Origin of the sequence: Photobacterium leiognathi, assembly GCF_030685535.1 — a bacterium.
Lineage (GTDB): Bacteria > Pseudomonadota > Gammaproteobacteria > Enterobacterales > Vibrionaceae > Photobacterium > Photobacterium leiognathi.
In genome coordinates this window covers 739,741-753,517 of the sequence record NZ_CP131601.1, presented here as the reverse complement: position 1 = coordinate 753,517, position 13,777 = coordinate 739,741, and the positions used below count along the sequence as shown (strand labels likewise).

Sequence of the window (13,777 nt, the reverse complement as noted above, 5' to 3'; positions counted from 1 at the left end):
CGGTGATGCGGTCAAGGAAATACGGCCAAGATCTGTCTATAGATCTGCCTGTGTGTTTTATGACTTAATCGGTTTTATTTTGACCGCCTGCCTTCTACTTTCTTCGATAGCAGGTACCATTCCCAGTGACCACTTTCTCTCCGCAAAGCCAAACTAATAGCCGTATTTACACCGTTTCTAGCCTTAATGCTCAGGTTCGTCTTATCCTTGAAAATGAAATGGGCGTGGTGTGGCTAATTGGTGAATTGTCTAATTTCTCTATGCCTGTTTCTGGCCATTGGTATTTCACGCTTAAAGATTCTCGCGCTCAAGTAAAGTGTGCAATGTTCAAAGGCAGTAACCGCCATGTCACTTTTAAACCCGGTAACGGTAATCAGGTTTTAGTCAAAGCACGCTTATCATTGTATGAACCTCGTGGTGATTACCAACTGATCATTGAAAGCATGCAACCTGAAGGTGATGGTCGTCTTCAACAGCAATTTGAACAGCTAAAAATGTCACTTGCAGCTGAAGGTTTATTTGCTCAATCGTTGAAAAAAGCACTGCCAGATCAACCTAAACGCGTAGGTATCATTACCTCAAAAACAGGTGCAGCACTACACGATATTTTGCATGTATTACAGCGCCGAGATCCGAGCCTACCCATTGTGATTTATCCAACCATGGTACAAGGTGAAGGTGCTGCGATATCTATTGCACAAGCGATTGGTCGCGCCAATGCGAGACAAGAATGTGATGTGTTGATTGTTGGTCGAGGTGGTGGTTCATTAGAAGATCTTTGGGCATTTAATGAAGAGATCGTCGCACGTACAATTGCAGCAAGCCAAATTCCGATTGTGAGTGCCGTTGGTCACGAAGTCGATGTGACAATCGCAGATTTTGTTGCCGATGTTCGCGCACCAACCCCCTCTGCTGCAGCTGAATTAATCAGTCGTGATATGACGCATCAAACACAACTGCTTGATCGTAAAAGGCAACAATTGCGTCATGCTATTACTGCTTATTTATCGCAGTCGCTACGTCAAACAACCCAGTTGCAACATCGTTTAGAACGTCAGCATCCGCAGCTTCGTCTTAATTTACAACAACAACATCTCGATGAAATAAGTCAGCGCTTAACCCAAGTAATGGCGAAAAAACTTCAAAAGCATCAACAACATGTTGAACATAACAACTATAAGCTTTCACTCTATTCTCCAGCATCATTAGTGAGAAACGCACAACGGAATTTAGAACGTAGCGAGCAGCGCCTTTATGATGCATTAGATAGAAAGCTGCTTAATGCTCGCCACAAATTAGCGGTTGCAGCAGAAAAATTGGAAACAGTTAGCCCACTAGCAACTCTGGCTCGTGGTTACTCTATTACTCGAAATGAGCAAGGTGATGTGCTCAGAAAAGCATCACAAGTAAAAGCTGGCGATACCTTGATCACAACAGTAACGGATGGTGAAATTCACTCAAGCGTGATCAAATAAATTACTCTCTTCAATAAATAAAAATGGCGCTCTATAAGCGCCATTTTTTACTATCATACTTGTTTAATTTAAGCTTGAGAGTTCATTCTAAACTGTACTTTTACCCGAGATTTAGATTTTAACTCATTGCAGTGATTACAAAAATAACTCGCAGAACCACAAGCTTGTAGCTTCTCTAATTGCTCATTACAGTCAGGGCAAAATACTGTTTTTTTTACTTCTTGCTGGCAAAAGTCACAAAAGTAACCCTGATTTTTCCAACTTAAAATGCTATTGCATTGCGGACAAATATTATCTGCCTTATCTGTCATGCCTTATGACCTCAGTACATCAATAATGTTACCGCCTGATTATTGAGCCCCTTGTAAGAAAATACAATTCCATCCATCGCAGAATTTCATCTTGCTCACAAAATACCATAAATAATCACTCGCTTTTTCTTTGCTAAACAAACCGAATAGGATCTTCGTGATGATCAACAAGCTAAGTGGTGATCATCGCATAAAACAAAGATGATCAGCGATCTGGTATCAAAAGAATATTTATAATTACACTTCCCGAAAGCATAAGTTACATGTGCTGCATTTGGATTTTATACGATATATTAATCTTTATTATTGGGTTATTTATGCATAGATCTAGTATATTACAAATCAAGATCTTACTGATTATTTTACTCAATATCGCAAATAGCTTGATGAAAAACTGGCACCTAAGCTTTAATACATTTTGTTCTCATCACGATTTCTTGCTCTGAAATCACCTCAAAACTCACCGTTATAGCAGAATATTCTGCTAAAGAAGAAACATGTGTCCCACCACACGGGATTTCAATACAACCCTCTTGAGCAAGATCGCATTGCCAATAACGCGAATCTGTTAAGTAATCGCCTTCTCTTCGCATTACAACTGGCGTTTTTAACGTTAACCACTGCGAAAGCTGCTGATTCATACTCACGGCGACCTCATCTAACGCCGTTAATAATTCGGCACTGTTTAAACCACGCTTACGTAATGTTTTACCTAAACGGTAAGTATCAGTGCTTAGATCTGGGGTTACTTGACTTTTTTCTTGGGCATAACTATGAAAATCGTAATAACCCAGTTCATCTTTACGACTTGGCTCTTTACGCCAAAACGCATGATGAAGCACTTTATTCAATGCCAATGAAGATAAATGACCAGCACTATGCCCACGGCTCAAACTTTGCTGATAGGCTTCGTTTACCGTTAATGTAATGATGTCTCCTACTGTAAAAGTTACAGCCCCTGACATCACGTGAACAACAACAAACACCCAACCTTCAGTATCACGTTTAACCGGAATATCTTGAGCAACAAAAAGGGTTTGGGTTGATAATTCTACGGCACCAACAACGCAATCCATCACCTCAACGATCTGACCGTTAAAACTAATTTGACCTTTATCAGCTGGATGATCTGGTCAAATATGGCTGACAGGATGAAAAGGCGTACATTGAGTCACAACATAATACTGCCCATTATTTGGGATCATCATTAATACTTGGCTTTCTATCTGCCACTGGTTTTGAGTAAATACAACTTGGGTTGGCGTGATCACTGACATTTTCAATCCTTTTTGACTATGAAAAAGCCCAGCACGATGGCTGGGCTCTCTATATAAAATTAAATCATATTCACTGATTAACTTGCATTGGTTTTTTCAAATACAAGGAACTTGTCACCAGCATCAACGATTAAGCTACTGTTAATCACTTCAATACTTGTTGCACTACGTAATACATTAAGCATTTCGTTCTCTTGCTTAACGAGCTCAGGTAGACACATCTTATGAGTCACTGCAGGTAGTGAAAAATCACCATCAGGCTCAACTTTACCTTTAAATAAATTACAACCAGTGAAACCTGTAACTTCCATATTAGGTTCAATATTTAATGATGGGCGACGCTTAGTGATACCAGGGATTTCAATGCCTCCCTTTAATTTCCAGCCACCAACCATTTGTGCTGATTTATCTAATTGCTGATTAGAAAAACAACTGGTTAATGAAATAGTGATTAATGCTAATAAGCATAGTGTTGCTTTTTTCATTATGACCTCTAAATGTTTTTTAATTTCAGTCTCATTAAATCGCTAACGAATAATCGTAGAGCGTCCTCCGCATAGAGCGACTAAATAAAAGTGAGCTAATGAGAATGTGATTTGAAAAATAATGCTTGTGAGAGCTCACTAGCATTGAATTTATCTTAGCGAGAAAACGCTAGATAGGTGTGACCAGTCTTAATTACTTAAGGATGATCTGTACTGAACGTTGTACGTAGTTAGTCTTAGTAGCAGCGTCAGTTTTGATTGGATCGTTGTAGCTTACAGAAGAAACAGTTAGACGAGATGCGTCGATACCGTTAGCTTCTAGGTAGTTAGCAACGTTTGCAGCACGCTCTGCAGATACTTTTTCGTTGATTGCAGCAGAACCAACTTTGTCTGCACGACCGATGATTTGAGCGTTAACTTCTGGGTTAGCTTGCATAGTTGCAATAACTTCACCTAGGTTGTAACGGCCGTAGTCGTTTAGCTTAGTTTGACCATTTTGGTATGGTAGAACGTAAGAAGAACGAGTTGGTACTTGAGACTCAACAGCTACTTCTTTAACAACTTCAACGTTGTTAGTAACAACCATTGGAGTTGCAGGTTGACCGAACTTGTAAGTCATACCCCAGTACGCTTGAGTTAGATCAGCGTGACCGTGTGAAGTACGTAGGTCTTGGTAGTAATCAGCACCGATTTGAGTAGATAGTGCGTGAGTGATTTGGTAAGACAGACCTAGACCAGCTGTTGGTGAGAAGCTGTCAGACTTCATGTGTAGCGCGTTGTCTGCAAAGTTCTTGTTATCAGCGTAGATGTAAGTTGCACCAACTTTACCGAACGCAGATAGTTTTTGAGTTAGAGGTAGGTTACCTTTTAGACCTAAAGTAGCTAGGTGCATGTCAGCGTTACCTAGATCGTGCATGTAGTCGTAGCTACCGTAAATACCGAAGTACTTGTTGAAGTCGTAACCAGCGTCTAGTTTAACACTTGGTGCTTCACCGTTTGCAGAACCAGGGAACTTAGAAATATCGCTGTTAGATACGTAACCCATACCTAGTGCACCACCAACCCAGAAACCAGATTGATCGTAAGAAGGTGCTGTTTGTGCAGGTGCTGTAACTGTAGTGCTAGTAGTTGCATCAGCTGCCATTGCAGATGTAGCAACACCTAGAGATAAAGCTGCTAGTACAGATAGAGATAGAGATTTCAATTTCATGTTTAACTCCATTGAGTAATGCTTAAACTTTTTTAAGTTTTGCTTTTTATAAATCTGCTTTTCTTAGTGCGTACTATTTTTTTAATGTGTATCGCAAAGCAGTTATTGTCAGGAACGGAATGCATTTTGTGACGAAGACGACATCTTGGCAAGTAATAAAAAATGATGTTCACAATTATTTGGGGTTTTTTCACTGACGTCAAAAAAATGACTTCTGAAAAGTTCCGCTTTCAGAAAAAAAATTGGATAAAGAAAAATAGAATCGATTTTATGTCATAAAACCAAGGTAAAAAAAGATAAAAAACAAACATAAAAAAATATAATTACAATAAAAACAAAAACTTAACAATAATTACTCTGTTCTTTTTATTTACCTAAAAAGGTTCAAATTAAGTATTCCCTACTTAGCTAAAAAACAATTCAATGTAAATTTATCCACACCAATCCCTTCTTGTTCGTTTTATTATCCCTTCCATAAATAAATTTTTTTGTTAGCATCAGCGCTAGTAATAAAGAAAAACAATGTTTTTTGTTTTTTCTGAAGCGCAAAACATCCTGATGAATGCTTCATGAATACTTGCTAATCGCTAAAAGACCCCACCTTATCGATGTCGTGAAATATAAGTACATAGATAAGTGCATTTAGCACTATAAATAATAACAATGATAAAGATGACAAAAGACACGACCTAAACCGTCATGTCTTTTCTTGATAGTGAAATAGGTAACTCGATGATCATATATAAGCAGGGTAAAGATTGCTTTGAGCCCCAAAAAAGCGCTTATTCTACGCCTGAGACCACAACTAAACTGAGTGCGAGCGAAACAAAGATACTGCAATATTTAATCGATAACAGCGGTGAAATTATTAGCCGAGATAAACTGTTAGAGATTGGCTGGTCAGACAAGGTTGTTGTACCTAACTCATTAAACGTTGCTATTGCGAACCTACGTAAAGCCTTTAAAACAAAAAATGAAATTATCATTACGATTAAAGGTGCTGGATTCACTATTGCTAAGAACACCTTTATACAGCAGCAAATTCAGCCTGAAGTCATCGTTGAAGATGAGTCTGTTACAGAGGAAGTGTCATCACTAACATCAAATACAGCTAAAGATGAAACAATGGTAAGTACGCTAGATAACAATGATGATGTTGTGGTTGATAGCACACCATTATCTCATTTCGCCAAAATTGGTTACGGTGCTTGTATTATCGCAGTACTCGCGTGGATTGGCTTATGGACAAGCAGTTGGCAATCACCGCCCTGCGTATCCGTTAATAATCAGCAAATCTGTGGTAACATTGAGCTCCTTAACTTAAATGAGTTGCCAAAAGATATGCCGACTAAAGGCACGGTATACATAGATTCAACAGGTAAACTACATGAAAAAAATTAAATACCTGATCATGGCATTAATCGCGCTAATGCTATTTCCTATTATTAACGGCATGGGGTGTGATTTTAACTACAAGCTGGTTTCTCCAGGACATGAGCAATTTGGCAGCTGTAAGTTTGGTCAATACACACTGATTGATTATCCTGATCCGAAGCAAGATAACGGCTATACCGTATTAAAAGGTCTTTACTTTTATGCCTTTGGTAATGCGGCGGTTTTAGTTACAAGTAATGAAGATCACACAAAGAAAATCACAGATTCTGCCATTGAAAGCTTAAATATGGTCAATAAACGTTTCTGGTATCAACTATCCATCAAACGATTGAATAAAGATCAATTCGTCATGTATAGCGCAAAACCGAAACCTAAATTACAAGTGATCCCTTATGACGGCACACTTGCGATGACTGACAGTGGTTCATAAATCACCCTAGCATAGGCGCTATTTCGTAGCGCCTGCTTATTCTTGTTGTGTTAGTCCTTCCAATATCGGGCATTTTGCGGTTTTATCACCAGGGCACTTCGCTGTTAGCGCTTCTAGCGTCTTCTTCATTTGCAGCAATTCATTAATTTTATTATCAATCTCTTTTAGTTTCTGCTGTGCTTTTTCTTTCACATCACGGCTTTGACGTCCTGTATCAGTTGATAACGCTAATAACTCTCGGCATTCATCCAATGAAAAACCAATCATGCGTGAACGCTTAATAAGTAATAGCTCTGCAATATGGCTTTGGTTGTAATAGCGATAACCATTTGCTCCTCGAGGAGCTGGAGAGATAACACCCTTGGCCTCATAAAAACGAATTGTTTTCGCTGTTAAGCCTGTTTTTTCAGCCACTTCACTAATATTAATCATCATTATCCCCTTATCTTTCTTTTATTATTATAAATAACGAAAACAGCCCTTGACCCTACAGTAACTAGAAGGTTTATCCTTAGTCTATTCTTTATTACTTTAAGGCGTAAGGGCTCGCAATGAATACCATTACTCTCCCACTTGCTAACGTCCACTGCATGAATTGTGTAGGGAAAATTCGTTCTGCATTAGCACAATTGCCTGACTGCCAGATCATCGATATTAATACCAAACAAATCACGCTAAGTAGCGATAGTCCACTTAAAGCTATTTACAAAAAAATCAAAAGCTTAGGCTATCAAGTTGGCTTTAATTACCAATTACCACTATCAGGTTTATCTTGTGGTCGCTGCGTAGCAAAAGTTGAAAATGCCTTCAGTCAACGCGATGATATCTTCAACTATGCCGTTACCAAACAACAAGCAGATGTAACGGGAGCATTAAGTGAGCAAACACTTACAGATCTCATTTCATCCTTGGGCTATCAGGTTGTATCTGAACCTACTGCACATACATTAACGTTTTCTCTATCAGGGCTTTCTTGCGGTCGATGCGTAGCCAAGCTGACAGATAAATTCAATGAAGCGGGTAATATCGAAATCATTGAGCTAGATAAAACCCATGCAAAACTACTCACAACGCACTCCGCTTCTGATGTGATTGCGATCATTACCGATGCAGGCTATCACGCTGAGCAACTCCTCACATTCAATGACCCAAACACGGTGGTATCGAAAGTACTTGAGGAGAATGAAGGAACGGAGCCAACATTAACAGTAGAACATTCACAATCTGAAGCAGTAAAACCAACAACGAATAACGTACAACAGTTACTACTATCTGGCATGACTTGCGCAAGCTGTGTCGCATCTGTTGAGAAAGCGATAAAACCGATTGCAGGCGTAGAAAGTGTTAACGTTAACTTAGCTGAACGTACTGCTTTAATAGCTGGTAGTCCGAATATTGAGCAAGTGATCCAAGCGGTTAAAGATGCAGGCTATGGCGCAGAAGTGAGCGAAGATGAGCAAACTCGTCGCCAACGTCAACAAGAGCAAAATACCCAAACCTTCAAAACGCACCTAAGAAATGCATGTATTGCATTAAGTTTAGGCGTACCCATGATGGCTTGGGGGATCTTTGGCGGCAGTATGATGATCGACTCAACCACCAGCCAATTAGCATGGGGATTTGTTGGGTTAATAACCCTATTATTGCTCGTAACTGTTGGTAAAGATTTCTATATCAATAGTTGGAAAGCATTTAAACACCACCGCGCCACTATGGATACGTTAGTCGCGCTAGGAACAGGTGCTGCTTGGCTATTTTCAATGTTAGTTGTGCTTAAGCCTGATATGTTTCCAACCGCTGCTCGCCATGTGTACTTCGAAGCCACAGCCATGATTATAGGTTTAATCACCTTAGGTCATGCACTTGAAGCACGTGCTCGTAGCCAAACATCCAAGGCTTTAGAGCGTCTTATCGATCTACAACCTCAAACCGCTATCGTGGTTGAAAACGGCATCGAATCAGAGCGCCCACTAAGTGATGTTAAAAGCAATATGATCTTACGTCTCCGTCCTGGTACGAAAGTGGCTGTTGATGGTGTTGTGATTGAAGGCAATACCTATATTGATGAATCCATGCTGACTGGTGAGCCATTGGCTGTACATAAGCAAACTGGGGATAACGTTCGGGCAGGTACGATAAACCAACAAGGCTCATTACTCTTTAAAGCCGAGCATATTGGTAGCGATACCATGTTGGCACGTATTATCCAGCTAGTTCGCCAAGCACAAAGCAGTAAACCCGCTCTTGCACGTTTAGCCGATACTATTTCAAGCATCTTTGTACCAAGCGTGATGATCATTGCCATAATTACCGCAATGGTTTGGTATTACTTTGGTCCTGCACCATCGTCGGCGTATATGTTAGTTGCCGCAACTACCGTTCTGATCATCGCTTGTCCTTGTGCACTTGGCCTTGCAACGCCAATGTCTGTCACTGTCGGGGTTGGTCGTGCCGCTGAGCTCGGGATCTTAATTCGTGATGCAGAGGCAATGCAGCAAGCTGCGAATATCGATACTGTTGTATTAGATAAAACAGGCACGCTTACTGAAGGTAAACCACAAGTTGTGAGCATTCAAAGCTATAACAACTTAAACGAAGATCAGCTGCTACAACTAACAGCAAGTTTAGAGCAAGGCTCAGAGCATCCTTTAGCCAATGCCATTATTCAATCAGCAAAACAAAAAGGATTAACACTCTCACCAGTCAGTGATTTTGCAGCAACAGCGGGTATGGGTGTCTCAGGTATCGTCAATACGCAATCTGTTATGCTGGGTAACGAAAAACTCATGGCTAAACACAATATCGAAATCAGTCAGGTACAAGATGACTTTGATCGTATTGCTGCACAAGGTGCAACATCGGTTTATTTAGCGCAAAACAATCAGTTAATTGGCATTATTGGTATTAGCGATCCGCTACGTAGCGACTCATTAAGTGCCGTAAAACGTATGCAAGACATGGGCTTAACGGTTGTAATGCTAACTGGCGATAGCTATAAAACTGCGCAGGTTATTGCTAATAAGCTGGGTATTAACGACGTTGTTGCTGACGTATTACCTGATGGAAAAGCGGCACAAATCAAGCAACTTCAGCAACAAGGTAAACGTGTTGCAATGGTAGGTGATGGCATTAATGACGCCCCTGCATTGGCCTTAGCTGAAGTAGGGATTGCGATGGGTAGCGGTACAGATGTGGCGATTGAAAGTGCCCAGTTTACCTTAATGCGTCACTCTCTTCATGGTGTCGCTGATGCGCTAGAACTATCAAAAGCAACCTTACGTAATATGAAAGAAAACCTATTTGGTGCTTTTATTTACAATAGCTTAGGTATTCCAGTCGCAGCTGGTGTGCTCTACCCTCTCACAGGGGCATTATTAAGCCCAGTGATTGCTGGTGCTGCAATGGCGTTATCATCCATTACCGTAGTAACCAATGCCAATCGCTTACGTTTATTTAAACCAAGTTATCAGCCTCAAGTAACAGAGGATAAATAATATGTTTTTATTACTCGGTATTGCAGCTATCGCATTTATTGTTTGGTGGTTCTGGCTTCATCCAAGTATTCACCAATCGAACTAACAAGAACCCACAAATAAAAAGGTTACTTCGGTAGCCTTTTTGTTACGCAACTCAAATATTTTGTTATAACTAAGAAAGCATTTCTTTTTAGGAACAAGATAAATAATGATTAAGTCTTTGCTTTCAAAAGCCTTACTACTAATTCCTTTTATTTCTCACCACGCACTGGCAGAGCCCATTGTTTGGAAAATCTATGATAACCATCGCCAATTTTATGTATTGGGTTCCATTCATGCGGGCGAAAAAGAGATGTTTCCCTTACCTCAAGCTTTTTTATCCCAATGGAAAAAGGCCGATGCACTCGTTGTTGAAGCGAATATTTTGCAGCATAGCGCACCTGCAACTCAGAATAAAAAACCGCCCTATACTCAAGAAACGCTAAATAATGAACAGTTAGAAAAGCTTAAAACTATCGCAGAATCTCTCTCGCTACCTTATAAACTGCTCACAAGTCAGCCTCCTTGGCTAACAGCGACTTACCTTCAATTAACACTCGCTAAACAGCTAAATCTATCAACAGATCAAGGTATTGATTACGTTTTATTAAAGCGAGCAGAAGAACAGCATATTCCTATCAAATCATTAGAAAGTGTAGAGTATCAATTAAACTTACTACAAAACCTACCACACAACGGTAATGGCATGTTGCTTGAAACAATTGACCACTGGCAACAAACTAAAGCCTCTTTACAGTGTCTTGTGGATGTATGGAAACAAGGGGATAGTGAAAAATTCACCACCTTATTCAATGACACCCAATATGATCCAGAAACAAACGAAGCATTGATCTTTGCTCGCAATCGCCACTGGGCTGAAACCTTAACCCAATCACCTGACTACCAATCAGGACGCTTTATGGTTGTTGTTGGTGCATTTCATTTAATTGGTGAGCAAGGGCTACCAGCATTAATGAAGCAAGCGGGCTTTACAGTAGAGCGGATCACGAAAGGTACAACTGCACAATGTGAAGACTGGGAAACAATCCGTCAATCATAGCCATGATTATTCACCAAGATAATGAAAGACATCAAATGTAAAAAAGCCCCGTCCTTTGACGAGGCTTCTTAATAAGTGGTCGGTGAAGAGCTGGTTTTTAATAGTTCAAGAATCCCCGCCCCTCTGGTCCCAAACCAGATGCGCTACCAAACTGCGCTATTCACCGACTTTGTAAGTAACAGTATTTTCATACCACTACTTGAAATAGTGGTCGGTGAAGAGGGATTCGAACCCCCGACCCTCTGGTCCCAAACCAGATGCGCTACCAAACTGCGCTATTCACCGACTTGTAAGTAACGATATTTTCATACCACCACTTGAAATAGTGGTCGGTGAAGAGGGATTCGAACCCCCGACCCTCTGGTCCCAAACCAGATGCGCTACCAAACTGCGCTATTCACCGACTTGTAAGTAACGGTATTTTTATACCACTACTTGAAATAGTGGTCGGTGAAGAGGGATTCGAACCCCCGACCCTCTGGTCCCAAACCAGATGCGCTACCAAACTGCGCTATTCACCGACTTGTAAGTAACGATATTTTCATACCACTACTTGAAATAGTGGTCGGTGAAGAGGGATTCGAACCCCCGACCCTCTGGTCCCAAACCAGATGCGCTACCAAACTGCGCTATTCACCGACTTTGTAAGTAACGGTATTTTTATACCACTACTTGAAATAGTGGTCGGTGAAGAGGGATTCGAACCCCCGACCCTCTGGTCCCAAACCAGATGCGCTACCAAACTGCGCTATTCACCGACGAAACCAACAACGCTCTGCGCCGTTGAGGTCGCTTATAATACTCCCGAAATTGTTTTTATCAACCCCTATACGGTATTTTTTTTTGTAACGAATTCTTTTGCTCACCAAGCGAGCAAAATTGCGATTTTTCGGTAACTTAAGTGATCCAAAGCGCATTACTGCATACAACAATGAAACAGCCTTTTTACTCTTGTTCTAGATCATGAAAACACAAACGTCACATTGTTTAAATAACAACCATCACTTCGACACACTAAGGATACACATGGACTTCTGGTTAGATCTTTTATTTGGAAACAGTATTGGATTAGCTTCTATGCTTGTGATTTTTGGTGCCCTCGGACTCATGTTATTTTTTGGCGGCTACTTCATTTACAAAGCATCGACAGCAAATCCTCCTCACTAGCAACATTTAGCAATACGCATATTGCATCCAGGGCTTTCTCTCTTTGGCCCTGGTCTTTTTCTTCTTTTTTATCCCTTTCCTTCAGCTAGGCAAGATCTGGTTGCACTTGTATAATCAAAGTCATCGGTTCCTAAAGTGAAAGTCCTATGTCAGATAATAATGAATTCGATCTTTTTAAAGAGATGATGGCCGATGTTGCGCCAATCAAACAAGACACGGTGACCATTTCGCAAAAATACACAGTGTCTGAATCGCAATTAGCGCGCCGTATTGCCGCTCAAAGCTTGGCAGAAAGTGACTCTGAGTACCTATCATTAGATAACGCTACTATGGTGAAACCTGATGATATGATCGAGTTTAAGCGAGACGGGGTACAAGAAGCCGTGTTCCGTAAAATGCGCCAAGGTAAATACGATATTCAGGGGCGATTGGATCTTCATAAGAAGTCACTTCAACAGGCCCGTGATGAGATCCTTACTTTTCTGAAACAATCCCAGCGTTTAGATATTCGCACAGTGATCATTGTTCACGGAAAAGGTGAGCGTTCAAACCCACCAGCATTGATGAAAAGCTATGTCACTACATGGTTAGAGCAAATTTCCGATGTGCTTTGTTTCCATTCAGCCCAACGCCAACATGGTGGTACAGGTGCGCTGTATGTGATGCTTAAAAAAAGCCCTGAAAAGAAATTGGAAACACGTGAGCGTCACTTAAATCGTTGCAGCTCATAACAGATCCAATAAACAAAAAGAGCGGTTAAACACCGCTCTTTTTATATCTTCAGACACTCAAACCGACCAAAGTACCCGACACGCCAACGCAATCAACACCACGCCAGATAACCGATCAATCAATTGCGCTCGGCTCCGTAATGCTTGCAACACTTTAGGATAAGAAAGTACACAAGCAACAAGGGTATACCATAGCCCATCAACCAGTAATGGTGTCGTTACAATCACTATTTGACTACTTAGCTCATTGCCTAATGCAACAAACTGGCTAAACAAAGCGAGAAAATAAAGGGCTAATTTAGGATTTAATAACGAAATCATCAAACCATCACGGCCTGCTTCAAACAATGATGATGGCTTACCTGCAGCTAATTTTTCAGCCACGCCCCCTTTTGAACGTAATGCATTAACCCCTAAATACGCTAAGTAACCAGCACCAGCATAGCTAATCACATTAAATAACGTAGGTGATTGCTTTAAGACCACAGCTAACCCCAACAGAGTTAACAAAGCATATAACCCAACGCCACAGGCATGAGACCAAGCGGTTACCAAACCATGCTGACGACCGCCAGATAAACTATGTTTCGCCACTACCGCTAAACTGGGCCCTGGTGACATAGCCCCTAGTAGACAAATTAATAATAAAGAAAGCCAAACCATGATTGTCATAATATTTCTCCTCGTTGGTATCAACTTACCAAGCGAGAGACATAAGTAG

Annotated in this window: 12 protein-coding genes, 6 tRNA genes and 1 pseudogene; 7 read left to right on the top strand and 12 right to left on the bottom strand. The window is 40.7% G+C overall.

Annotated elements, in window-relative coordinates:
• Positions 1-125: 125 nt before the first annotated feature.
• On the top strand, positions 126-1,475 hold the full coding sequence (gene xseA / locus Q7674_RS10680; protein WP_045065632.1) for an exodeoxyribonuclease VII large subunit: 1,350 nt from the start codon (positions 126-128) through the stop codon (positions 1,473-1,475).
• 68 nt (positions 1,476-1,543) lie between these two features.
• Here xseA and Q7674_RS10675 read toward each other — a convergent pair whose 3' ends face one another.
• The 4 genes and pseudogenes from Q7674_RS10675 to Q7674_RS10660 form a co-directional block, all read right to left on the bottom strand.
• Positions 1,544-1,786, bottom strand: coding sequence for a zinc ribbon domain-containing protein (locus tag Q7674_RS10675; protein ID WP_008986333.1), 243 nt, complete (start codon positions 1,784-1,786; stop codon positions 1,544-1,546).
• Between the two features lie 401 nt (positions 1,787-2,187).
• A pseudogene (locus Q7674_RS10670) lies at positions 2,188-3,063 on the bottom strand (alanyl-tRNA editing protein).
• Positions 3,064-3,140: 77 nt separating this feature from the next.
• A complete protein-coding gene (locus Q7674_RS10665; protein WP_305423710.1) occupies positions 3,141-3,548 on the bottom strand; it encodes an META domain-containing protein in 408 nt (135 codons plus the stop codon).
• Between the two features lie 193 nt (positions 3,549-3,741).
• Entirely contained in the window at positions 3,742-4,758 is a 1,017-nt protein-coding gene (locus Q7674_RS10660; protein ID WP_045065628.1) for an OmpA family protein, read from the bottom strand.
• 732 nt (positions 4,759-5,490) lie between these two features.
• On the opposite strand from Q7674_RS10660, the gene Q7674_RS10655 reads away from it, so the two are divergent.
• Both Q7674_RS10655 and Q7674_RS10650 read left to right on the top strand, forming a co-directional pair.
• Positions 5,491-6,159 (top strand): winged helix-turn-helix domain-containing protein, encoded by a 669-nt coding sequence (locus Q7674_RS10655; RefSeq protein ID WP_305423708.1) that lies wholly within the window; start codon positions 5,491-5,493, stop codon positions 6,157-6,159.
• Complete coding sequence (locus Q7674_RS10650) at positions 6,146-6,583, top strand: hypothetical protein (RefSeq protein ID WP_045065623.1); 438 nt, start codon at positions 6,146-6,148, stop codon at positions 6,581-6,583. Before Q7674_RS10655 ends, Q7674_RS10650 begins: the two co-directional genes overlap by 14 nt.
• Before the next feature lie 36 nt (positions 6,584-6,619).
• Here Q7674_RS10650 and cueR read toward each other — a convergent pair whose 3' ends face one another.
• Positions 6,620-7,015 carry a Cu(I)-responsive transcriptional regulator gene (gene cueR, locus Q7674_RS10645; RefSeq protein ID WP_023933276.1) on the bottom strand — a complete coding sequence of 132 codons (396 nt, stop codon included), beginning with the start codon at positions 7,013-7,015 and terminating at the stop codon, positions 6,620-6,622.
• Positions 7,016-7,134: 119 nt separating this feature from the next.
• Here cueR and Q7674_RS10640 point away from each other — a divergent pair, with 119 nt between their 5' ends.
• On the top strand, positions 7,135-10,077 hold the full coding sequence (locus Q7674_RS10640; protein WP_439788123.1) for a cation transporter: 2,943 nt from the start codon (positions 7,135-7,137) through the stop codon (positions 10,075-10,077).
• A gap of 190 nt (positions 10,078-10,267) precedes the next feature.
• Complete coding sequence (locus tag Q7674_RS10635; RefSeq protein WP_045065619.1) at positions 10,268-11,158, top strand: TraB/GumN family protein; 891 nt, start codon at positions 10,268-10,270, stop codon at positions 11,156-11,158.
• Positions 11,159-11,234: 76 nt separating this feature from the next.
• On the opposite strand, the gene Q7674_RS10630 is transcribed toward Q7674_RS10635, so the two are convergent.
• The 6 genes from Q7674_RS10630 to Q7674_RS10605 form a co-directional block, all read right to left on the bottom strand.
• Positions 11,235-11,324, bottom strand: a tRNA-Pro gene (locus Q7674_RS10630).
• Positions 11,325-11,366: 42 nt separating this feature from the next.
• Positions 11,367-11,443: transfer RNA gene (locus tag Q7674_RS10625), tRNA-Pro, on the bottom strand.
• A gap of 41 nt (positions 11,444-11,484) precedes the next feature.
• A tRNA-Pro gene (locus tag Q7674_RS10620) sits at positions 11,485-11,561 on the bottom strand.
• Between the two features lie 41 nt (positions 11,562-11,602).
• A tRNA-Pro gene (locus tag Q7674_RS10615) sits at positions 11,603-11,679 on the bottom strand.
• Between the two features lie 41 nt (positions 11,680-11,720).
• A tRNA-Pro gene (locus Q7674_RS10610) sits at positions 11,721-11,797 on the bottom strand.
• 42 nt (positions 11,798-11,839) lie between these two features.
• Positions 11,840-11,916, bottom strand: a tRNA-Pro gene (locus Q7674_RS10605).
• 268 nt (positions 11,917-12,184) lie between these two features.
• On the opposite strand from Q7674_RS10605, the gene Q7674_RS10600 reads away from it, so the two are divergent.
• Positions 12,185-12,325: a DUF3149 domain-containing protein gene (locus tag Q7674_RS10600; RefSeq protein WP_023933279.1), complete on the top strand. Its 141-nt coding sequence runs from the start codon at positions 12,185-12,187 to the stop codon at positions 12,323-12,325.
• Between the two features lie 146 nt (positions 12,326-12,471).
• A complete protein-coding gene (smrA, locus tag Q7674_RS10595) occupies positions 12,472-13,056 on the top strand; it encodes a DNA endonuclease SmrA (RefSeq protein WP_045065617.1) in 585 nt (194 codons plus the stop codon).
• Between the two features lie 57 nt (positions 13,057-13,113).
• Here smrA and Q7674_RS10590 read toward each other — a convergent pair whose 3' ends face one another.
• Positions 13,114-13,728 (bottom strand): LysE family translocator, encoded by a 615-nt coding sequence (locus Q7674_RS10590; RefSeq protein ID WP_045065615.1) that lies wholly within the window; start codon positions 13,726-13,728, stop codon positions 13,114-13,116.
• Positions 13,729-13,777 lie beyond the last annotated feature (49 nt).